Raw genomic sequence first — 22,213 nt, 5'->3', positions numbered from 1 at the left:
CTGGATATGATAGTAAGGGATTTCTATTGGCCCTTACAGATTTTCTAGGTTTTTCTATTATTCACCAAACGCCTGTGCTGGATACTTATTATTCCCAGCAGCCTTTAACAACCAGAACGTTGATTTCTTCTGGGCTTCATTTTTGTACTTATTTTTGCTTAGGTTTGGTCATTGATTTACTACGTAAAGGGTTTAAAAAAATAAAAACATAGTCACTTTTATTATACGAATCGTTAATTTCCATGCTTTCTGGTCGTCTTTTTCCGCCGCTTGTACCAGATAATGAAGCCGCTAATAATTAACGCACAGGCAATTAAAAGTAATGTCCATAATAGTAAATTTTGTTGTTGTGCCACTTTTTTCATCCCCGCTGCTGCTTTTTCTGGTTGATATGGGATACGATGTCCTCGAACTAATAACCGATGACTGTTTATCATATACGGTGTGCAAGTTAATAAAGTGACGAGATCTTGGCCAGACTCAATGTGTAAATCTTTTGTATCAGTTGGTTCAACGGTTTTTATTTGATCTACTTGATAAGCAAGCGTCTTCCCATTGACTTCGATATAAAATTCATCGCCTTTTTTTAATTCTGGCAAATCTGTAAATAATTTGGCTTGAGGGAGACCACGATGTCCTGAAATGACCGCATGTGTATTCGCACCACCTGTAGGATAGGAGGTTCCTTCTAACAAGGAGCTTCCTTTTTCCAATAGTAATGCATTCGTTTTATCAAAAATTGGTAAACGGACATTTATTTTTGGAATGGTTAAAACACCAATCGTATGACTTTCAAAATAGGATTTGTCTGGTTTTTTCGTTGTTTTTTGCGTTTCAGAAAAAGGATCTAATCCAGGATTGCTGCCTTTTTTCGCTAATTCTTGGTTTTTCTTTTCCATTTTTTCTTGAAGTTCAGCCATTTCTTTGGTGTTTTCTTGGCTTGCTTTTGCTTGATAATGAGCGATAATTTGTTGATCCAGATAGTTATTTAATGCATCGCTAACAAAAGGATACGCAAATGCACCTATTCCAATAATCAGTAAAAGAATCATAAAACCATCAATGATACGACGTTTCTTTTTTGACTTCATTGCTTCCTCCTTAAAAATAAAGCATGAGAGCCTGGGACAGTGATTGGCCCAGGCTCTTTGTTTTTCTAAAAATTTCTTCGGTGATGCTAGAAATTAAGCATTTTCTTTTCTACGTCTAGCAAAGTAGACTCCTGCAATAAGTAGCAAGACTGCGCCACTTCCTAAGTAAACGTAGATTCCTTTGCCACCTGTTGAAGGTAAGGTACCTTTGTGTTTGTTTGGTACTTTTTCTGGTGAAACTAGGTTTTCTGTTGTGCCATATGATTGTTCATTGACCACAAATTCAATCCGATTTGTTAACAAGACATAATCATCAGGAGCTACAGTTTCTTCTAAATAATAGGTACCGTATTTAAGCCCTGTGATATCAACTAATCCATCAGCCGTTGTTGTAAAAGTAGTTGCTTCGGCTTTTGTTTTCACCCAAGTTGCTGCTTTCGTTGTTTCATCGATTTTCAAATAATTTGCTGTGTCACTGTTTTGATCACGAACGACAAAGGAAGCTCCCGCCAAGGCTTGTGTCGCTGTCACATCGCCATCGACTTTAATGAAACGTTTCCCACCTGTCACAACTTCAACAGTTGGTGGTGTTTGGTCGTCGGTATGACCGTTATCAACATTCGCCTCATTTTTAAAGCCTTTCGTAGGATCTGCTTTTTCATTTAAATGCATAAAGTAAACGAATTTTAGTGTGCCGCCTGGCGTTAACGTAGGAATATATGCTGGATTAACGGCGACAGTGAAGCCATTTGCTTGTTCAGTCACTTGATAATTTTCAGGAGCAATCACTGTATCCCCATCATATAACGCATAGGCATACTCTCCAGAAGTCACGTTATCAAAAGTTAAGGCTGCATCATGTTTATCAACTAAATTGAATTTGACGTATTTATTAGCGTCGCCTTCTTTGTCTGCAATCCCCAATGGAATATTTACAGAAATTTGATATTTAATTTTTTCGCCAATTGCCACATCTTTACCATCTAAGTTTGGTGTTGTTTTATCAACTTTAGAGGTATCATTTTTGACTGTTTTTTCAACAGGTGTTTGATTGTTTGCTTCAATTGTAAATGGTGTTTTTGTTTGATTTTCAATTAATTCTGCATTATTTGGAGCTTTTACTTCTTCTAAAATATACGAACCAACCTCAAGATTTTTAACTGTTAATTCTCCCGTTCCATTCTCTGCTTCTGTGAAATCATTTTCGCCAATTTCATAACTTTTCCCAGTAATAAAGCGTTTTGCTTGTTCTTTATCCGTTGTCCATGTATATAATCCATCTTTGACTCCTTGGATATATTTTACTGTGCCTGGTGTGCCTTCGCTTTTGGAAATAACAAATTCTGCGCCATTTAATCCTTCATTTTCAGCAGTTCCTACTTTTTTCACATGTAAACTACCATCATTGGCTACCACATTTTTAGGATAAATATGAACAACCGCTAATTCTTCTGTTCCATATTTATAGGAACCATCTGTTTGCTTGATCATTTCGTAAACTGGGAACGCCACCACCATATTCGTAGCAGCAACTACACCCTCTTTTGGTTCTTCTTTAATGGTATACACTGCATCTTTACCATTTTGTTTTTTAGGTAACTGAACAGTGACATTCCCATTTGCATCGGTGATTCCTTGAGCAACAGGTTTCCCAGGAGTTAAACTTTGGACAGCTTGTTTAGCTGCATCAACGCTTGCGCCTGCCGCTCGTTGCTCGTAAAATTCGCTCGTCACGTTATAAATACTAAACGTCACATCTGCCAGTCCTTGATATTTATCAAACTCGCTCATTTCTTTCCCGCTATTTTGAATAAGCGGATCTGGTAAATCCGTCATTTTCTTTTTGTGAATCACGAGCTGTGCGCTCTCCCCATTTTCTTCTGCAAATGCAGTTGTTGTCCCTAATACACTCGTAAAAAGTGGCAAAATTAGTAACAAGGTACTAACGGTGTACCAAACTTTTTTTAATTGCTTCATTTTCTCTCTCCTCTTTTTTGTTTTTGATAAAATAGCCAAATGACTACCATCCCAATGATTAGCAGGCCTGCAATCGTCAACCAAATAGAACGTTCTTCATTTGTTTTTGGTAAGAAGCCTGACTCTTTTACTTTTTTATTGATTACATGTAACGGTGCTGTTCGTTGTCCGTTCGTTGCATAAGAATTTTTTTCCACCGTAAAAGGAATTTCTGTTTGATTCAGAAGATAACCTTTTGGTGCAGAGATTTCTTCTAAGAAGTACTGGCCATCTTTTAAGCCTTTAACTGAAAATTCACCGGCTTGATTAGACGTGAATTTTTTAGCTAATGCTTTTTCTTTTTGCCAACGATACCCGTTTGCTGTTTCATTGAGGTATTCCCTCGCTTGATTTTTGACGATAAAAACAGCCTCTGGCAAGGTGATTTTCGCATTTTCACTATCAACTTTGACAAAAGACTTGCCGCCTGTACGAACTGCGGCTCTTTTAGTCAAGGTATGCTTGTCCGTGACTAATTGTCCTTCGTTGTTAATCGCAGTGTCTGGTTCAGCGGTCTTTTCTAAACGCATTTGATACGACACAGTCATTGTTTGATTTGCAAAGTTTTGTAAGTCTTTAATTGAAAAATCAAGCGTAAATCCATGCTTTTGCGTCGTCAGTGTGTAACCTGTAGTAACTGTTTTTCCAGCCATTTTTACCTCAATTGATTCTGGTAAAAGTGTCAACGTTGTATCCGCCTTATCTGACAAACGGAATTCCTGATATCCTAAAATATTCGCTGGAATCTGAGTCGTTAACTGATAGTTAATGTGCTCTCCTTGATTAAAGCCTTGTTGCTTATCGAGTACCGTTTTTTCAAGTGGTGGTAAGTCATAGGCATTTTCTTCATTTTTTGGATATAAATGAATATGCGTTAACGATTGCCCTTGTGGATCTTGAACAGGCAAAATCACTACTAGGTTGCTAGCTTTTTCCTTTACCACTTCTGGTGCTTCCGCTTCAACAAATAAATAGGCTTTATCTCGTTGCTGCGAATCTTTGCTAGCTAATGAAAAAGAAACCACTCCATCTTCTCCATTTATTGTCTGTGTTTTATTTTCTGCGATCGGTTTTCTATTTGTTGCACCGGTTTCTGCTAATTGACGCTGTGCCTCTTGGACCGTTTTTCCTTCAGAACGAAGCTGATAAAACGGATCCGTCACATCATAGACTTGATAAGTGACGTCATTTAAGCCCCGATAATTTTGAAGCAGCGTTCCCTCTTCCCCTGTGTTTTGCTGCTGTTCTGGTAATTGACCATCAGGGAACAATAATTTGTGCAACGTAACTTGAACGCTTGCTTGCGATGCTTCTGCTAATGCTTGCTGTGAAAACCCGAAAAGAGCGAGTAGCATGACGCAAATACTTAACCAACGTGCGTTTTTCATTGATTACACACTCCCTTCTGGTCGTCTAATAAAGAGATAAACACCCGCTATCACGAATGTACTAATCGCTATCAAGTAAAACCACAAGCGTCCTATGCCACCAGTTTCAGGTAAAGGAACCTTTGCTTGGTTAGTAACATCTAAAGTAATTTGATTATTCTTCTCTCCAGAAATTAAAACATCTGCTACTTTTTCCCCATCTATCGTGACTGAACCATCTTCGCGAATTATTAATTCGATTGGTTCTTTTAACCCCTGATATCCTTCTGGCGTAAAGGTTTCTGTTAGGACATATTTCCCTGGTTTTAAGTTTTCAAAAACAAAAGTATCCGTTTCTTTGCCATCTTTTGGTAATTCAATATCCGTATCTGGTCCTGTTAAACGGAATTTCGCTCCTTTAAGTGGCGTCTGATTATCGGCTTTTTTATGAACCGTTAAGTCAAAAGGTTTCAAATGATTTTGATGTGTCAGTGTCCATTCTGGCGCATTTTCTTCAATATTTTTGCCTGCATAGTGAATTTCCCCATATTTATCAACAGTAAATTCATAATTTCCAGCAAGAGTGTCGTATCCTAATGGTCCTGATTGTTCCACCATTCGATACTCACCAGGTTCACTAATTTTAAAATAGCTCAATCCTGCAGTATCTGTTTTTTGAGTTGCCACAGTTTGGTAACTTCCTTGAGCATTTTTTCTTTGCAACGCAAAAGTCGCCTCTGCTAAGTTCACTTGTTTGCCGTTTTGCATGGTGTATTTTCTAATTCTGATTGGCAAAGAAGAAAATTTATTTTCAATTTCCAATGGAATAACTTGATTTGTGGTGGCCACTTCTTGTCCATCGATGCTTACTTTGCCTTGCTCATTCACCTCAATTTGCCAAGTCGTTTTCTTGCCTAACTCATGTCCTACAGGTGCTTTTACTTCAGTTAATGTATAGCGTTCCCCTTTTTGTAGGCGCACATCTTTTGGCAAGGAATAGCTACCATCTTTATTGTCCACTAATGTGGTTTGAACATTTTTACCACTCAATTCAAAGACGGCTCCCACTAAGTTTTTCTCACCTGAGGAAGAATTTTTGATTACTTTTAAATCTAATGGCTTGAACTGCTTCGTGTTTTTCCAAGTAGTATCGTCGATTTTTTCTTGACTGTAACCAGGAACTGCTAATTCACGGGTTGTTTGGTAATTGAAAGCTTGTCCTTGATTGTTGTATTGGGGAAGTCCAAGAACTTCTTGATAGCTTTCATCCGCGGTTTTAGAAAGTTGGGTTACATTTTTGCGCTCCCAACTATTGCTGGTATCATTTTCTGGTTTTGATAATTTAATATACCCAGTTTGCCAGTTGGCTGTGTCAGTTACTTGCTTTCTACTAATTTCATAAATCACATTATCTGGCCGACTTGTTGGGTCTTGATCATACTCTTCCCAGATTTTTTTCACGTTTAACTTCACGCCAGGTGCTTTTCCCGAAGGAACCCCAAAATCAACTTTTTCAGGGGCCGTGGCTAATGGCTGAAACGTTGTCCGACCATTCATTTGATACCAAAAATCAGGTTTGAAGTTTTCTGACTCTGTTTGAATACGTACTTGATAATGAATTTGAATTTCTTGCCCTTTACCCAAATAAATCTCATTACTATTAATTGTAGCGCCTGTTAGCGACACTTCTGGTAATGTTTGAACCTGAACAGGACCCACACTTTTCATTGATAATGTATTTGGCTCGTATTTAAAAGGTTCAGCAATTGGATCAACTACTTTTCCGTTTACAACCGTTCCTGAAATTTGAACGGCTTTTTTCGCTAAATAATCAGAAATGTCTGGTGCATAATCCGCGGATTCATAATAAAGGTCTCCATTTTCATCGGCTGACACCATCTCACGCATTTTATCTTCAACTTGTTGTTTAGATAAATTAGCTCGTGGATCGCTTTGCAATTGAATGCCCAATCCATGTATTTCAATCCCACGTTGCTTTAAGGCCATTGCCTCACCTATCGTGGCGATAAACGTACTGTTAATCCGTTTATTGATATTGTTTTGATCTGGCGCATTATAGCTACCAGAGATATAAGAAGTGCTACCTGGTTGATCTTGTCGATTCGTAAATTGTGTCCCGTAAAAGCGACCATCCGCCTCTGTTTGAACTCGACTCACTTTATAAGAGAAGGTTGGGACGCCATCCGTTAAAAGTACAATAACTTTCTTATGTCCATTTGGCGTTGCTAACATATCACCAGCATCTCTTAATGCTTTTTGAGTGAAAGTTCCTCCTCTAGTGCTACTTGGCGTAATATTTTTAATTGGATTTTTGACTGTATCAAACGGCCCCATTTGAATGGCGTTGTTATTATAACCGTCACTTGAGTAGCCAACATAGCCCATGTTGATGTTATTGGTAATACCGCTATCTGCCAATGTATCAACAAAACGGTTCACTCCTTTTTGAACTTCACCAATCCGATTGTTTTCATTCATACTTCCGGACCAGTCAACGACTAAGACCAAATCCAATGGCGTGATTTCTTTTTGAACATTTCCACGCACATTAAGATATACATCAAAAAGCCCTGGTGTTGTTGTTTCTCTAGCATATTTTCGGATGGCATAATCGGCTTGGTCTCCTGTACCGCCATACTCAATATAAGAATTTGTGCGATTAGTAGGGTCCCCATTCCAACTCGTTTGGCCATCCCATTGGGCACCACCATCTTTATTCCCTTGATGGTTTAACACATTTTGATTGCCTGTGGGCTGCCAATTAGCTGTCGGATAAGTCCCAGAATTATCCGTCGTGTATTGTGGTGCAATTAAAGGCAGTGCCAGATTCGCTCTCAAAGTAGCTGGCGCCATTCTTGCTTCTGCAAATGGATTGGTTACCTCTTCTGTTGCGGTCGGCTGTTCTGTTTTTTCTGGAGCCGAATCATTTTTGTTAGTTTCTTTCGTATTTTCTGGTACAGTTATTTTTTCTGGTTCAGTTGATTCTTTAGCAGAATCCTCTACTGTTATTTTTTCAGAAGTAACTGAAACATCATATTCGTTGTTTTCATACAATAACTTAGGTGGCTGAGCTGTTTGAAGCGAACTTTGCTCAACAGCTAACGAAAGCTGTACCGGCTTTTTTACTTGTGCGTCCAAAGTCAGATAAAGCGTACCATTAGTCACTTGGTAAGAATATCCGTCTTTTTCAATTACAGCAGTATCCATGAACTGTGCATTTTTCAATTGAATTTCTCGTTGTAATGGCTGCTCTGTTTGGTTGAGAAGATTTAACTCGATATTAATATTCGTTTTATCATTCTCATCTGTTATCATTTGAGCGGATGTAATTTCAACTTCTTTGGCTGTTTCTGCATAGCCAATGAGCGGTATGAAATAGGATGAGACAAGTAAAAAGACTACGCCGAAAACCCCAAATTTCTTTAGTAATTTAATGTCTGTTCTCTCCTTTCTTTTATGAATTAACAGTTAAATTAGAATTGCCTAGCACGTAAAATTTCATTATTCTAATCTGATAATTATTATACAGAGAAGGAGCTCATTAAATCACACCAGCTTTCATACCAAGCGGTTTCATTTCTGAAATTGCGTTATTGTTTCGATGATTGTTTCATTAAAGTAAAGGACTTGGGAGGAAACAATATGATTAGGTTTTTAGAAAAAAATTATCGGAAAATGGAAGAAATCATTCGTGTCTTATCCATTTCTGATAAATGGATGACTAAAAAAGAACTTGCAAAATATATTGGTAGTTCTGAGTCTACTTTTATTCGTTATATTGAGGAGATTAAACAGCGTTGGGGCGAAAGTTTAACCATTAAAACATCGCATAAATTAGGCTATCGTTTAGAAAACTTTAATGTGTCCTTATATTTAAACGTACTGACGGATATGGCAAAAACGTCAACGACCACCCAATTGCTCCATGAGTTTATCCAAAATCCTGGCAAAACCATCGAATATTATTGCGATACCATCAATATTAGTCGCTCTTCTTTTGCTCGAAAATTGAAGCAGTGTAATCAGGTCTTGGAAACTTACTCTCTTCGCGTTATCGTTGATCAAGGCTATCAATTAACTAGCCAAACAGAAGAATTGCCTTTACGTATTTTTACAACCTTTTTCTTTTTAATGTATTATGGTCATTATGAATTGCCTTATCAATTAGATAAGCAGGAAATCAAACAATTAATGCGTCGTAATCAATGCCAATTAAATATTATTAGTATGGATAACAGTTATGAACACGATTTCTTTATTATGTATTTTATTGTTGATTTATTAAGAGAGCATCAAGGATTTCAACAACGTTTCCAGAAAAAAACAGATAAAAAGAGTCCAATCAAAATGGAAGATTATCTTTTACTCAGTCGTCATTTTACTGGACTCAGCCGTGAAACCTATCGGGAAGTTCTCCGATATTTTCAAAGAGGCGCTTTTCAGCAATACTACTCCGAAGACCAAGAAGTCATCAGTCAAAGAATACGTGAAAATTTAAAATTTAATGCTTTTTCACAGATTGAACAATTAACAGAAGAAGTCGTCGACTTCGCTGTTCACTTGTTAACCTGTCTTTATTTGTTTTCTCAATTAGTGCCTTTTGACACCTCCGAATTGACACAAAGGGCCACCTTTTTCACTCGACAAATTCATTTTACTCAGCTTCACTTATATGCACGATTAAAAGCAGAATTGCATTTCTTTTCCGCTCTTTTAGAAACAAATCTATTAAACTATTCATCTTCTTATATTTTTTGGTTGCTTAATACTTTTCCAGAAATTAACCAGAGTTTCGACTCAAAAAAGATTTTGATTATTAGCGACATGGGCCTGAATCATAGTCAATATATTGGAAACTATGTCCACGATATTTTAGCTTTGCATCGGATTCGTTCAAATACGTTAGCAATTACGGAAGAACAATTAGGTGACCATCGACTCGAAGAATTTGACTTGATTATTACCAATCAACCAATTATTGAAACCAGCGTTCCAAGTATTTTAATTAATGATGCTATCTTATTTTCTAACAAAAGAGAATTGCTCGATTTATTAAACTTTTAACGTCTTAATGGTTTTCCCTATCTACCAAAAAGATAGCCCTTTTAGCAAGAACCGCGTAATGTGAGGTGCCATCATACAGAAGATATTTTTCTGAAATAAAAAAGAAAATAGGACATAAGTCGAAATGACTTATGTCCTATTTTCACTCTTAAGATAATCAGCTAAACGAAACCAGCAAATTAAATTTCTGATTGATTCACTGGCCATCTTGTGTGACTTTTACTTGGCAAAATTAATGTAATGAAGATCACTAAAGTACCGATAAAAGGAAGTAAATAGAATAAAATCCACCAGTTACTGTGGTCGCGATCATGCAGTCTTCTTGCTCGAACAGTAAAGTTTGCCAACCAAATTAAAGCAGTCAGCAAGAAAAAGATAATGGTCACGGTATTCCATTCTTTAATGATTGTTCCATCATTGGGTGTTACTTCAATATATCTGTAAACGCCCGTAATTGCTGAATAAATCCCTAACACCAAATAATTAATTAATTGTGGCCACCAATATTGTGCTCGTGTTGCTGACGCATTCATTGTTGTAATATTATTCCAGTATTCTCTATACGCGTTAAACATATTATCACCCCCGCATTAACTATTACAGAAGTCTTTCGTTTTGTCAAAGAATAACGTTATTTTATGCCGCTTAATGACACGTCCATGTGCCTTCCTTAAACTCACACGAAGCTGACCCTTCAGAAGAAGGAGTTAATGAAACTAACGGTTGCTGTTGTTTTTCTTCTGCGAGAATTTTTTGAATAGTTTGGCTGATTTGCTGTTTCGGTACTGCACCATTAATTAAATATTTTTGATTAATGATTAGTGCGGGAACTCCTTGTAAACCATAAGCAGAAGCTAGCGCGAAATCTTCTTGAACCGCCGTCCAAACAGCCTCGGAAGCAACAGCTTCTTTCCATAAAGCAAAATCAATCGTTGTCTCTTTTACTAGCTCCTCAATTACTTCTGGCTCTTCAATATTTAAACTTCTCATAAATAAACCTTCTTGTAACTTATCAAACAGTAACCAATAGGTGTCTTGGTTGCCAATGTATCCAGCTGCTTTTGCTGCTAATAATGCATTCTTTGATGTTGGAAAATCAAATCGTTGCTTCCTCATCCCTTCAATATTAAAACGATGCTTTGAATCGTTTTGATTGGCATGCACCCAATGCGTCAAAACTTCTTCTTTTACTGCTGCTCGTGAGCCAAACATTGTTTCAAAATCGTTTGCTGACCATCCCAACGCAAACGACCGATGAATCAATTCAATTTCAGGAAATTCTTGTTGAATCTCATGCATGCGGTCAGACATTGGAAAACAAAAACTACAAATAACATCATGGAAAAATTCTATTTTCATCCTTACCCTCCAGTAACTCTTTTTTCAAAACAGATTGAACTAAATTTACCATTTTACTTACTAAAAGTAAACAAATGAAGCCAATTAAAAGAAAAAGGTGAAACAAAATGCGCTATGGCTTTTGTCTCACCTGTTCTATCTACTTATTCTGATATGTCCATTCCATTACCCGCTCGCCATTCGTATCTAATTCACCATTAAATACAAAACCGAGTTGTTGATACAACCGAATTGCTGAGCTGTTCGTATCATAAACACTCAAGTATAGCTTGTTTGTTTGGTATTTTTCTATTAGCATTAACATTAAAAGTCGACAGGCTGCTTTCCCATAACCTTGTCCTTGGAACCGTTGATCAATTAAAAAGCGGTCTAGCCAAACGCGCCCATCTTGCCAACGTCCATACATGGCATAGCCGATTAATTGATTGCCGTCATAAATACCTGCCGATTCCCATTCTGGAAATTGGTCCGATTCTTTTAGATTTTCTGCCATTGATTCAATGAAGGTTTGTTGTTCAGCGAAAACTTGTAAGTTTTCCACTGCTTTACGATTATCGCTTGTTACTTTTTCAAAATGTATTTCCATTGTTTTCACCTAATTAGTTGTTATTTTCTGCATACTTATATTCTTTCTTGCTTCTTATTTTAACATACTTATTTCCCTTTGCTTTCTCTAACTCTCTGTGATTATACGTTTCTCTTTTTTATGGGAAATCTTCCCTATAAATGGAGACTCTTTTCAAGAGATTTCTTTTTACACTACCCGTTTCAAATGATATAAATGATATATAGAGTGTTTTAACTATGTGCAACATGATTAAAAGTTAACTGTTGGGGAGCAGTTAACTTTTTCTTTTTAACCACAAAAGAGAGGATCCGCTGTGAGAAATAACTGCAGTGGATGCTCCCTTTTGTATATTATTTATTTACTAGCCGATAGTTGAAAGCTTTCCCGTTACTCAGTAGTATCGATTTTGTCTTCTTGACTATCTAAAGAACGGTCAACTTTTTCGTCGTAACTTTCCATGGAATTTTCATTTTTATGTTTCTGCTTATCGACCGTTTTATCGACTTTTTCTTTCTGTCGATCAATTGTTTTTTCCATCTCTTCGCCAGCCGAGGTACAACCACTCAGTAAAAAGAAACTTGTGAATAAAAACGCTGACAAGATAACTGTTTTTCCGATTTTTGTTTTCATAAACTCACCTCTCGTTTAATTTAAAAAAACGTCCCGATAAAACATTGTTCCCTTGATTATTTACTCACAATTAGCGAACGACTAAGACATTGCACAAAGCATGGTTAACCACATAATCTGTAGTAGAACCAATTAAGGTTCGTTGAATAGCACCTCTTCCCGTGGCACCTAGCACAATTAAATCTATGGCATAATTTTCAGAAATCGTGTTGGCAAGATAACGTTTTGGGCTCCCAAGCTCAACAATTTTTTTGACTGTTTTTACACCAATTTCACTCGCTTGTTTTGCCTTTTCAGTGAGCATCTCTTCTGACTTGTGTTTTTCTAAATCATACAATTCTTCAAAAGAAAATGGACTCGTCGTAAATTCAGCATCATTAATAATTGTAGCTAAATAAAGAGTGGCTTGTTCCTCTTTGGCAATCCTGACAGCTTCATGAAAAGCTTTTTCAGATTGATCTGAGCCATCAAGAGCAACCAAAATATGTTGATATACTGACATTTTATCCGCCTCCTTAACCAAATTAAGAATCAAAACTAACACAACAGCTGTGTTACATTTTAGTGGCTATTTGTTGTAATTTTTCCACGGTTAATGCTTGATAATTTGTTTCTTCAAGTAGTCCCGTTTGAATTTCAACAGAAACATCTTCCGTACATGTTTCTAAAAACCTTGTGGCATAATCAAACTGTTGCTCTAAGAATGTTTCATATTCCAGTCGACAACGTAAAAATTCTTTCGCGGTATCCGAAACATGTAAACACATGCGGCGCTTATTCGCTTTCTTGGTTATCACAAAATAGGTTCCCTCTAAAATCGTGGTAATCTCTTCAATAATATACGCTGCATCTTTTACCATTCCGTCAATCCAGTCCTTTATTTGTTTTCAGTGTCGTTGCTTTTTTCTTTGTCGTCACTTAACAGCTCTTTAATTTTTTCACGATTGTCGTATAACTTTTTTCCTACGCCCACTAAGGCGCCGCCTGCCAATAACTTTGTTAAAAAACCGCCATTTGCGTTTGTTTTTTTGCCATGGTGTCCTTTTAAATGATGTCCCATCCTAGCCACCTCCATAATTTTTATTTCTATTACCTATGAACATTATCTCATATGTTTTCACAAAACGCACGTATAACAATAGTTTTTTAATCAAGGCTCGACCACTTTGTAAACTCATGACTTTTAATATGCCGAATCTCTTCAAATAAAATATGTGTATGTCCAACTTTTGCATACTCCATTGAACTCATCCCTTCAAAAACACCAACAATTGGCGGTTGAACACGGCCAAAATCATCCAATGTATTCAATTGGATTTCTAAAACCTGGTTATTTTTTAAAGACTGCTCTAAGTATTCTTCAATTTCTTCTGTTGTCTGTTGCGGTAAGCGTTCAAACGCTCTCTTAGAATATTCGTCAGAAGCTTCGATTCCTTCTTGTAACTCCCCCAATGCAAAAGCGGTCGCCCATTTCAGTTCAAAGGGCCGATCATGGTACTCATTATAAGGTGTAAATTCTTTTTTTGTTCGTTTCATGATGTTATCCTCCTAAACCGACATTTCCTCCAGCATGTCCACCGACTAATCCTGAACGATGAATTGCCGTCGCGCCTTCCAACAAAGAAGAGGCGTGGATTAAAGCTTGAAAGCCAAATTTTTGTCGGATTTTATCAATCAGATAGTTTAACTCCATTTCACTAATTTGCTCTTCTGGTTCCGAAAATAAATCTAATTGTAAAGATTCATTCCAAACTAATTTCCCATATGAAAGCCCTAATTGCCGGACATCGGTCCCCGCTAGATAATGTTCTCTAAAAAGGGCTAATACATAGGTAATCAAAACTTTTGTATTGTTTGTTGCAGGAATCGTTTGTTGTTTTCGCCAACCAGTTCGTCCTTCACGGTCAATTTGACCTTTGGAATAACCAACGTAGACTGTGATACATTCCGTTTGACAATGCGCTTTTCTTAAACGAGCAGCCACTTGTTCTGTCAGTTCCTTTAAGACTAGTTCAATCTGATCTCTTCGCGCATAATCTCTCGGTAAAATCTGACTATTCCCAAATGATTTTTCAGCTTTATGTGGTGCTTTTTTCCCTAAAAAGGTACGATCAATCCCCCATGAATGAGCATACAATTGAAGCCCCATCACGCCAAATGTTTCTTGTAAAAGATGCGGATTCGCTTGCGCTAACTCATATACAGAATCAATTCCTAAACGATTCAATCGTTTAGCCATTCTGCGACCAATCCCACAAAAATCTGTCAAAGAAGGCAACTGCCAGACAGTATCTGGTACACGATCATACCGCCATTCTGCAATAAAATCTGGCGAATGTTTGGCGCCATTGTCCAACGCCAATTTAGCCAGTAACGGATTGTCCCCTATCCCAACGGTCACATAAATACCCACATGATTATAAACGACTTTTTGGATAATCCGAGCCATTTTATAGGCGGTTTCACAATGAAAATAACTTAAAGAAGCCGTTACATCAAGAAATGATTCATCTACACTAAACACAGAGTGATCTTCATCTGCGACAAACTTTTTATATAAATTATTGATTTCTTGATTTTTTTTCATGTACAAATTCATTCGTGGCGGAACCACATATAAATCAGGATGAGCGGGCACTTGATTTTTACGCGTAACATTTGAAACACCTAAAACTTTTTTTGCCATTGGCGATGCTGATAAAACTAATCCCCCCGCATTTTCGGCATTACTCATCACTACTAACATCGTTTTCAACGGATCTAACCCACGTTCTGCGCATTCTACACTAGCGTAAAAACTTTTGCAATCAATACAAAGAATATCGCGACTAGGTTCTTTTTCATAATCAAATTTCATAAACATCACCTCACTTGCAAAACCATTATACGAACAAACGTTCGATTAATCAAGCGAACACTGTTTATTTTTTTGTTTTTTTCAAGAACGGTCGGTGATCAAAAAAAATAAGTATTCGGAATTTTTATATTCCAAATACTTATTTTTTCTTTTACATCTTATTTCGATTTAAAAATAACGATAAAAAGCCCGTTCCTAACAGAATTACTGCTGAAACATAATAAGGGAAAAAGTGATTGATATCAAATAAAGCTCCTGCTGCCATTGGTCCTAAAATATTACCAAAACTTGTAAATGTCGAATTTAGTCCGTTGATGGTTCCTTGTTGATCTCCAGCATGTTTGGATAAATAAGTAGTTACTGCTGGTCTAAACAAGTCAAACGCTAAAAAGACAATAAACGTTGAAAATACAACAACTAAATTATTTTTTGTAAAGGCAATCACGGCAATAAAAATGGCACTTGCAAAAAAGGTTAATTGGATTAAACCCATTTCACCTATTTTTTGGACGATTGCATCAAAGAAAAACAACTGACAAATCAACGCTAAAATACCACTAACCGTAATCACGATTGCTATTTCACTTGTGGTAAAGCCAAAATTAATAGTCGCCATAATACTATAAATAGATTCGAACGCTTGCAGGCCAAAAGAGGAAATTAAGATAATCACAAATAATGAGGTAAACATTGGATTTCTTAAAATATCCATAAATGAACCTTTTTTCGCTTCAACAGCGGCTAAAATTCGTTTCTCCGGCTCCTTCAAAACAGTTAATGTCAAAATAAAACCAATAAATGCTAAAAATGCGGCCGCAAAAAATGGAGCGCGAATACCTAAATAAGCAATAAAACCACCAACTCCTGGTCCGATAATAAAACCACCACTAATTGCAGCTGACACAAGCCCCATCGCTTTCGGACGTTCAGAAATCGTGGTCATATCTGCCACAAAGGCTGTCACTGACGGCATTAATAAAGCGGCGGCAATCCCGCCTAAACCACGAGAAATATAAAAACCGCTTTTCGCTTGGGCTAAACCAAATAATAACTCAGAAATTGAAAAAACCAACATACCCGTCGCAATCATTTTTTTCCGTCCAATTTTATCCGAAAGGACACCTGCGATTGGCGATGTGATTAATTGGGCAATCGCAAAAATAGAAATCATCATTCCCATTGTGGTACCAGAAAAATGCATTTCTTCTTTTAATTGGGGAATTACGGGAATGACTAGGCCTACGCCTAGAAAAACAAGAAATAAGTTAGAAATTGCTAAGTACATCATACTATTTTTTTTCGTCATAATTTGCCTCCTCCATAAAAAAACAGCCATCAAAAATGGCTATTTCTGTTTCTTTGTATGTACTTTCTTTGACAGTGTTTCGGCTGAAACACTCGTTGAGTCATTGAGATACATTTTACACTAATTCGCTGAAAATTTCACTAGTTTTTACTTATTTTTTTAAAGGAAATTGTTATTTTTTAAAGACATAACTTAAGTATCCAAGTATTTAATGAATCGCTTTTGTTTTTTATCAGAAACATAGCCAATGTGTTCATAAAATTGATGTGCTGCTGTACGCTGTTCCCCTGAATTTAAGCGAATCGCAGACAAGTTACACTTTTTAGCTTCCGTTTCTAGTTTCGTCATTAATTGTTTGCCAATTCCACGGCCTTCTGCTTCTTTTGCCACTGCTAACCCTAGAACGTTCAATAACGTTTGGGAATAAATTGTTTCATACAGTTGCGCATGCACATAGCCTAAAATCTTGCCTGTCTTCGTTTCTTCATAAACATATAAAAACTCTCTGTCACTGGCTAGTAGTAATTTCTCAATCTGTTTACAGGTCACGTCAACGGGAACTTCATAGCCCAATTGTTCTTTATTAATGATAGTTAACGCCGCTGCATCTGTTGGCTTCATTTTTCTAATCAAGGGTAACAACCTCCTAAATGATATTTATAGAGTATTACTTTGGCTACTCTATAGTTTTTTCGATAAATAAAGAACTAACTCATCATCATTAACACACCGTTCGTTTGGTTTCAGCTGCTTATTTTGAAACCAGACTCCTGAACCATCTGGCACATATCCTTGTTTGATATATAATCTTTGCGCTGCACCATAACCAGGATGCAGGCCTACTCCCAAAGAAACAGTATCTGCATAACTTTTGGCAACATTTTCTGCACGATTTAATAATAACCGCCCCACTCCTTGTTTTTGAAATGGTAAGAATACATTGAAATCAGCTATTTCAGGATATAAATTTTTAAAAGGTCCTTCCTTAGCTAATGGCAGTAACGTCACATACCCTAACAGCGTTGCCTTTTTCTCCGCTACAAAAACCGTTCGTTGCTTGACTAATTGTTCTTCTAAATAGTTCATCAAAATCTCTTGGCGAGCGTGGAGCAAAACCTGATAAACGGCGGAAACAGAACCAACTCCTTCGGAAATAAGCAAAATTCTCCAAAAATTAAAGAACAATTTCTGGAAATTTCTTCTTATTTCTCGGAGTTAAACAGTTCTGTCCCGACCTCCTTGAGTATCCAGCGCTAAGATATCTTTCTATTGCATTTCTCTAATAACCACTAGCTCAGACATCAGCCTTCCCTCCCAAAAAACGTTTTCATTTTATACAACGAAGCGAATAATTCTTCGCTCCCTTATTCATTTTCAAAAACCATCGAGTTGATGATATTTGGGCAAAACAGCAACACATGTTTTTTCTGAATTAACAGCAATAACGAACCCTTGCCATAAGGACCACGTCACCGCTTCACCTAATTTCTCTTTCACTCGTTGAATCATTTCAGTTTGCGTTAAGTCTCGTGCAGGAAAATGTTGAACTTTATCGTTACTGATTAAAAAAATAAATGATTCTGAAAAAGCTGTCATGACTTCAGGTGGTAAATTTTTTAATCGTTCTTGGTAATCCATTGAAACCACTCCTTCTTTTTTATCATACCACAACATCCATTTCTCTAAAAAGCGCAGCACTTACTACTGAATATCTGCTAAAATTTGCCTGATAATCTGCTTTTCAGACAGTTGTTCAGATAACCGCTGTTCTCCCGGAAACCCTAAATAATCTTCTGGTAGCCACCAACGTTTCATTTCCACGACACCAAATTCTTGATTCTTGTTTCTCTGGCTATGTCTTTTCAGCGTTTCTTCAAAAGAAAGATCAAAATAATAAACCTGAACGTTTCCTTCAAAGAGATGAATTATTTCCTGAAAAAAGGAATGATAAATGGCTTTTTGAAAAATCCCTTCAACAATCACATACTGGCATTCTTGATACCCAAAAGCCAGAGGTCGGGACAGGAGTGTTTAGCTTCAAGAAATAAGAAGGAATTTCCGAAAGATGCTTTTCGTCTTTCGAGGAATTTCAGCTTATTTCCGAAGAAGCTGCTCCTCTCCCGCCGTTTATCTCAAGATTCAAGTCTAAGAAGGTAAGTCGTTTCGACTTACCTCCAAAAGACTGTTTCATCTTTAACACGAAGCATTTCTCTGCGCACCACATCTTGAGAAATCAATAACAATTGTTCTTTAAGACACTGATGAAGCGCTTTAGCTATCGTTGTTTTACCACTACCAGAATTACCACGTAAAATAATTAATTTCGGTTGCATCTGTTTCCCTCCATTTTCTTGATTGTTGAAAACCAGCAGAAAAGAGCAAAAAACTTGGAAAAAACTCTCCAAGTTTTGCTGTTATTTTGATGAATGTTTCGTTGAATCTCGCTGAATGAATTCCGTTCCGACAATAATTTTTCTAGGAACTGGTGGGGTATTCAAGCATAACTCTTTCATTGTCTCAACGGCTAGCTCACCCATCCATTCAGTATGAACTTTAACTGTTGTTAATGTTGGTGAAACATATTTTGCGACACTAATATCATTAAAACCAATGATAGAAATATCTTCTGGCACACGAATTGCTGCTTCTTGTAACGCCCGCATCGCACCAATGGCCAACGTATCACTTGCAGCGAAAAAAGCGGTTGGACGAGTGTCCGCTTTTTCAATAAAGTCTTTCATCGCTTGATAGCCTTCTTCAACAGAAAAAGCTGCTTCGACAACCCATTCTTGATGATAAAGGTCCAAATCTTTTAAGGTTTCTTTAAAAGCGACAAAACGTGGATCAACCAATGCCACGCGGGACTCTTTCGTATATTCTTGCCCAGAAAGCATACCGATTTTCTGATGCCCTTGCGCCAAAAATTCTTGCACAATTGTTTTAACACTTCCAGCAAAATCAACAACAATGGAGTTTTGGCCAAAAGCCATTGCATCAAAGTCTACAAATAGAAGAGGTGCGCCTAAGGCGGCTAAGGCCGCCACTTGCTTTTCATCAAATTTCCCTAGGGCAATTGTCCCATCAAATCTTTTTTGAGACAGGTTTGTCAGGGATTCTTTGACTAAAAGAAAACCCAATTCCTCTGCCCGCTTTTCAACACCTAAACGAATCGATAAATAGTAAATATCATCCAGTTCTTCTGGATCGCTGAACCATTGGACAAACCGAATTTTCTTTTTGCCTGCTTGTTTTTTTCTGGCTCGCTTTTTATAATTTAACGTTTCTGCTGTTTCAAATATTTTCTTCTTCGTTTCATCACTAACTGATAATGTTTCATCATAGTTCAAAACTCTCGAAACTGTCGCTGAAGAAACACCGACTTGCTCTGCTATATCTTTAATGGTTACGATGTTCCTCACCTCAAATTAATCATTTTCAATACATTGAATAAATCGTTCAAAAGCACGACGGCCTTCTTCATCACGTTTAAAGACGCCGGCATCTGTTAAAATTTGAACAAAAATTGTCCCAATTCCTTGTTGGATCACTTCTTTGACATTGGCTTCAGTGATGGTTTGCTGACTGAGTTCATCCGCCCAAGCTCGATGACTTTCAGCAATTTGATTGGGTTGCTTTAATAAATACTTTTCGACTTCTCTTAATTCTTGTGCCAGCCTTGGTGGCAAAATAGCTAGTCCCATTACTTCAATTAAGCCAATATTTTCTTTCTTAATATGTTGTACTTCTGGATGTGGATGAAAAATGCCATCTGGAAATTCCTCCGAAACATTATTATCTCGTAAAACTAAATCCAATTCAAATAATGACCCTTTGCGTCGGGCAATTGGCGTAATCGTATGATGCGGTGTGCCATCTTCTGAATAGGCCCGAACTGAGACTCGTTCATCAGAATAATTGCGCCATTTGGTCAAAATTAATTCGGCTGCCTCAACTAGTTCCTCTTGATAATTACTTTGAAGACGAATCACAGACATCGGCCATTTTAAAATACCAGCAGTTATCTCAGGATATTTTTTCAAAGAAAATCTTGTTTCCATTGGTGCTAAATCCATTGGAAATGTATGACGTCCTGCTTGGTAATGATCATGAGATAAAATAGAACCACCAACAATTGGCAAATCTGCATTAGAGCCCACAAAATATTCAGGGAATAACTCCGTAATTTTAAGGAGCCGCTGGAACGTTTTTTTCTCGATTTTCATTTCTCGATGTTGTTGGTCCAAGAAAATCGCATGCTCATTATAGTAAGCATATGGCGAATATTGAAAGCCCCAAGCTTCGTCCTCTAAATTTAGTCGGATAATCCGATGGCTTGTCCGTGCTGGATAATTCACACGGCCATAATAGCCTTCATTCTCCATACATAACATACACGCTGGATATTTTTTTTGACTCATTTTCTTTTCAGCCAAAATTTTTCGAGCATCCTTTTCTGGCTTCGATAAGTTAATGGTAACTTCTAGTTTACCATAGGGTGAGTCCATTGGGAAAATAATATTTTTGGCGATTGCTTTCGTTTTAATGTAGTTATTCGTTTTACATAACTGATAAAAATAATCCGTTGCTTTTCGTGGAGACTCTTGATAATAGTCCATAAACTTCCGATTAATAGTGGTTGGGGTCGGCGTAATAAAATCCATTAACTCCGCTTCTAGTTGTTCTGCTTCCGTAATTGAGTCATCGATTTGGTGATTGGCTTGTGCAATGTTTAAAAGCTGTTCCACCACATGCAACGGTTCTTGTTCACAAGCAACTGCTTCTGGTTGTTCAAAAAAATCACAGCCAACTAGTTTGGCAATCCGATTCGTCAAATAATAGCGGTCTGTTTCCGTCCAATCGCCATTTTCTATGATTATCTCTACAAATGCAGCAATCCATTTACTACTTTCTTTCATCATCTGATGTTCTCCTATTCATTATAGCCTTGAGGATGTTTCACATGCCATTGCCAAGCGGTGGCGATAATGTCCTTGACCTCAGTTACTTCTGGTTGCCAGCCTAAAATTCGTTTGGCTTTTTCACTAGAAGCAATTAACGTACTAGGATCCCCTGCTCGGCGTGGCGCGATTCTCGCAGGAATTTCTTGACCTGTCACTTCACGTGCAGCATCTAACATTTCTTTAACAGAATAGCCGTTGTTGCTACCCAGGTTAAAGACGTCACTTTCGCCGCCATTTTTCAAGTATTCTAAAGCCAAAATATGTGCTGCAATCAAGTCTTCAATATAAACATAATCTCGAATGCACGTGCCATCTGGTGTATCATAATCATCCCCAAAAATACTTAGCTCTGCTCGTTGGCCTAATGCCACTTGTAAAATAATTGGCACAATATGCGTTTCTGGCGTGTGATCTTCACCAATTGAGGCATCTTTTTTTGCTCCTGCAACATTAAAATAACGCAAAGCAACATATTTCATTCCATAAGCGTTGTCGCACCATTTCATGATTTTTTCCATCATTAATTTACTTTCCCCATACGGATTTTTAGGATTCGTTGGGGTTTCTTCTGTAATAGGCATTGCTTTTGGTTCGCCATAAGTGGCCGCTGTGGAAGAAAAAACAATGTGTTTCACCCCGAATTCTTGCATGACTTCCAAGGCAATTTGAGTGCCGTGAACATTGTTATTGAAATACATTAACGGTTTCTCCACGGATTCTCCTACTAAAGAATTGGCCGCAAAGTGCAACACCCCTTCAATTGATTCCTTTTCAAAGATACTACGTAAAAAAGCTTTATCACGAATATCGCCTTCATAGAAAGTCGCTTGTTCATGAACTGCTGAACGATGCCCTGTTAATAAATTATCAACAACCACAACGGCATATCCTTTTGAAATTAATTGATCGACGGCATGTGAGCCGATGTAGCCTGCGCCACCTAATACTAAAATAGACATTTAAAGCCTTCCTT

21 protein-coding genes and 2 pseudogenes are annotated in these 22,213 nt (G+C 37.3%); 1 reads left to right on the top strand and 22 read right to left on the bottom strand.

What is annotated here, in order from left to right; genetic code table 11:
• Positions 1 to 233: 233 nt before the first annotated feature.
• From srtC to ebpA, 4 genes are all read right to left on the bottom strand, one after another.
• A complete protein-coding gene (gene srtC, locus IGL07_RS05075; protein WP_002360607.1) occupies positions 234 to 1,091 on the bottom strand; it encodes an Ebp pilus assembly class C sortase in 858 nt (285 codons plus the stop codon).
• 93 nt (positions 1,092 to 1,184) lie between these two features.
• On the bottom strand, positions 1,185 to 3,068 hold the full coding sequence (gene ebpC / locus IGL07_RS05070) for an endocarditis and biofilm-associated pilus major subunit EbpC (protein WP_010817160.1): 1,884 nt from the start codon (positions 3,066 to 3,068) through the stop codon (positions 1,185 to 1,187).
• The gene (gene ebpB, locus IGL07_RS05065) at positions 3,065 to 4,495 is read right to left on the bottom strand and encodes an endocarditis and biofilm-associated pilus minor subunit EbpB (RefSeq protein ID WP_010817159.1); all 1,431 of its coding nucleotides are present in this window, start codon (positions 4,493 to 4,495) and stop codon (positions 3,065 to 3,067) included. Before ebpB ends, ebpC begins: the two co-directional genes overlap by 4 nt.
• A 3-nt stretch (positions 4,496 to 4,498) precedes the next feature.
• Entirely contained in the window at positions 4,499 to 7,963 is a 3,465-nt protein-coding gene (ebpA, locus tag IGL07_RS05060) for an endocarditis and biofilm-associated pilus tip protein EbpA (RefSeq protein ID WP_154080884.1), read from the bottom strand.
• 174 nt (positions 7,964 to 8,137) lie between these two features.
• Between ebpA and IGL07_RS05055 the strand changes: the two genes are divergently transcribed.
• Complete coding sequence (locus tag IGL07_RS05055) at positions 8,138 to 9,559, top strand: helix-turn-helix domain-containing protein (RefSeq protein WP_002382000.1); 1,422 nt, start codon at positions 8,138 to 8,140, stop codon at positions 9,557 to 9,559.
• 179 nt (positions 9,560 to 9,738) lie between these two features.
• Here IGL07_RS05055 and IGL07_RS05050 read toward each other — a convergent pair whose 3' ends face one another.
• From IGL07_RS05050 to galE, 18 genes and pseudogenes are all read right to left on the bottom strand, one after another.
• Positions 9,739 to 10,134: a DUF805 domain-containing protein gene (locus IGL07_RS05050; protein WP_002358131.1), complete on the bottom strand. Its 396-nt coding sequence runs from the start codon at positions 10,132 to 10,134 to the stop codon at positions 9,739 to 9,741.
• Positions 10,135 to 10,204: 70 nt separating this feature from the next.
• Positions 10,205 to 10,918, bottom strand: a complete 714-nt coding sequence (locus IGL07_RS05045) for a DsbA family oxidoreductase (RefSeq protein WP_010817157.1) — start codon at positions 10,916 to 10,918, stop codon at positions 10,205 to 10,207.
• A gap of 139 nt (positions 10,919 to 11,057) precedes the next feature.
• Positions 11,058 to 11,504: a GNAT family N-acetyltransferase gene (locus IGL07_RS05040; RefSeq protein WP_002390030.1), complete on the bottom strand. Its 447-nt coding sequence runs from the start codon at positions 11,502 to 11,504 to the stop codon at positions 11,058 to 11,060.
• 369 nt (positions 11,505 to 11,873) lie between these two features.
• Positions 11,874 to 12,116 (bottom strand): hypothetical protein, encoded by a 243-nt coding sequence (locus IGL07_RS05035; RefSeq protein WP_002377858.1) that lies wholly within the window; start codon positions 12,114 to 12,116, stop codon positions 11,874 to 11,876.
• A gap of 70 nt (positions 12,117 to 12,186) precedes the next feature.
• Positions 12,187 to 12,618 carry a universal stress protein gene (locus IGL07_RS05030; protein ID WP_002391595.1) on the bottom strand — a complete coding sequence of 144 codons (432 nt, stop codon included), beginning with the start codon at positions 12,616 to 12,618 and terminating at the stop codon, positions 12,187 to 12,189.
• 52 nt (positions 12,619 to 12,670) lie between these two features.
• Positions 12,671 to 12,976 carry a hypothetical protein gene (locus tag IGL07_RS05025; protein WP_002397742.1) on the bottom strand — a complete coding sequence of 102 codons (306 nt, stop codon included), beginning with the start codon at positions 12,974 to 12,976 and terminating at the stop codon, positions 12,671 to 12,673.
• 17 nt (positions 12,977 to 12,993) lie between these two features.
• The gene (locus IGL07_RS05020) at positions 12,994 to 13,191 is read right to left on the bottom strand and encodes a hypothetical protein (RefSeq protein WP_002360617.1); all 198 of its coding nucleotides are present in this window, start codon (positions 13,189 to 13,191) and stop codon (positions 12,994 to 12,996) included.
• A 71-nt stretch (positions 13,192 to 13,262) separates the two neighbouring features.
• Positions 13,263 to 13,652: a hypothetical protein gene (locus tag IGL07_RS05015; protein WP_002358138.1), complete on the bottom strand. Its 390-nt coding sequence runs from the start codon at positions 13,650 to 13,652 to the stop codon at positions 13,263 to 13,265.
• 4 nt (positions 13,653 to 13,656) lie between these two features.
• Positions 13,657 to 14,973: a Y-family DNA polymerase gene (locus IGL07_RS05010; RefSeq protein WP_010817156.1), complete on the bottom strand. Its 1,317-nt coding sequence runs from the start codon at positions 14,971 to 14,973 to the stop codon at positions 13,657 to 13,659.
• Between the two features lie 151 nt (positions 14,974 to 15,124).
• Positions 15,125 to 16,279 (bottom strand): multidrug efflux MFS transporter EmeA, encoded by a 1,155-nt coding sequence (gene emeA, locus IGL07_RS05005; RefSeq protein WP_002358140.1) that lies wholly within the window; start codon positions 16,277 to 16,279, stop codon positions 15,125 to 15,127.
• Between the two features lie 192 nt (positions 16,280 to 16,471).
• Complete coding sequence (locus IGL07_RS05000; RefSeq protein WP_002369669.1) at positions 16,472 to 16,912, bottom strand: GNAT family N-acetyltransferase; 441 nt, start codon at positions 16,910 to 16,912, stop codon at positions 16,472 to 16,474.
• Between the two features lie 48 nt (positions 16,913 to 16,960).
• Complete coding sequence (locus IGL07_RS04995) at positions 16,961 to 17,440, bottom strand: GNAT family N-acetyltransferase (protein ID WP_010817155.1); 480 nt, start codon at positions 17,438 to 17,440, stop codon at positions 16,961 to 16,963.
• A 213-nt stretch (positions 17,441 to 17,653) separates the two neighbouring features.
• The gene (locus tag IGL07_RS04990; RefSeq protein ID WP_025189506.1) at positions 17,654 to 17,953 is read right to left on the bottom strand and encodes a hypothetical protein; all 300 of its coding nucleotides are present in this window, start codon (positions 17,951 to 17,953) and stop codon (positions 17,654 to 17,656) included.
• 27 nt (positions 17,954 to 17,980) lie between these two features.
• Positions 17,981 to 18,298, bottom strand: a pseudogene (locus IGL07_RS04985) (hypothetical protein); the annotation flags it as partial.
• A 160-nt stretch (positions 18,299 to 18,458) separates the two neighbouring features.
• A pseudogene (locus tag IGL07_RS04980) lies at positions 18,459 to 18,684 on the bottom strand (AAA family ATPase); the annotation flags it as partial.
• Positions 18,685 to 18,693: 9 nt separating this feature from the next.
• On the bottom strand, positions 18,694 to 19,698 hold the full coding sequence (locus IGL07_RS04975) for a LacI family DNA-binding transcriptional regulator (RefSeq protein WP_002360622.1): 1,005 nt from the start codon (positions 19,696 to 19,698) through the stop codon (positions 18,694 to 18,696).
• Between the two features lie 6 nt (positions 19,699 to 19,704).
• Positions 19,705 to 21,195, bottom strand: a complete 1,491-nt coding sequence (gene galT / locus IGL07_RS04970) for a UDP-glucose--hexose-1-phosphate uridylyltransferase (protein WP_025189505.1) — start codon at positions 21,193 to 21,195, stop codon at positions 19,705 to 19,707.
• Between the two features lie 14 nt (positions 21,196 to 21,209).
• Positions 21,210 to 22,199: a UDP-glucose 4-epimerase GalE gene (galE, locus tag IGL07_RS04965; RefSeq protein ID WP_104879636.1), complete on the bottom strand. Its 990-nt coding sequence runs from the start codon at positions 22,197 to 22,199 to the stop codon at positions 21,210 to 21,212.
• Positions 22,200 to 22,213 lie beyond the last annotated feature (14 nt).

Source organism: Enterococcus sp. DIV1368f, from assembly GCF_051712245.1.
Lineage (GTDB): Bacteria > Bacillota > Bacilli > Lactobacillales > Enterococcaceae > Enterococcus > Enterococcus faecalis.
Note: the sequence above shows the minus strand (reverse complement) of the source record. Positions and strands in the feature narration are given on the sequence as shown.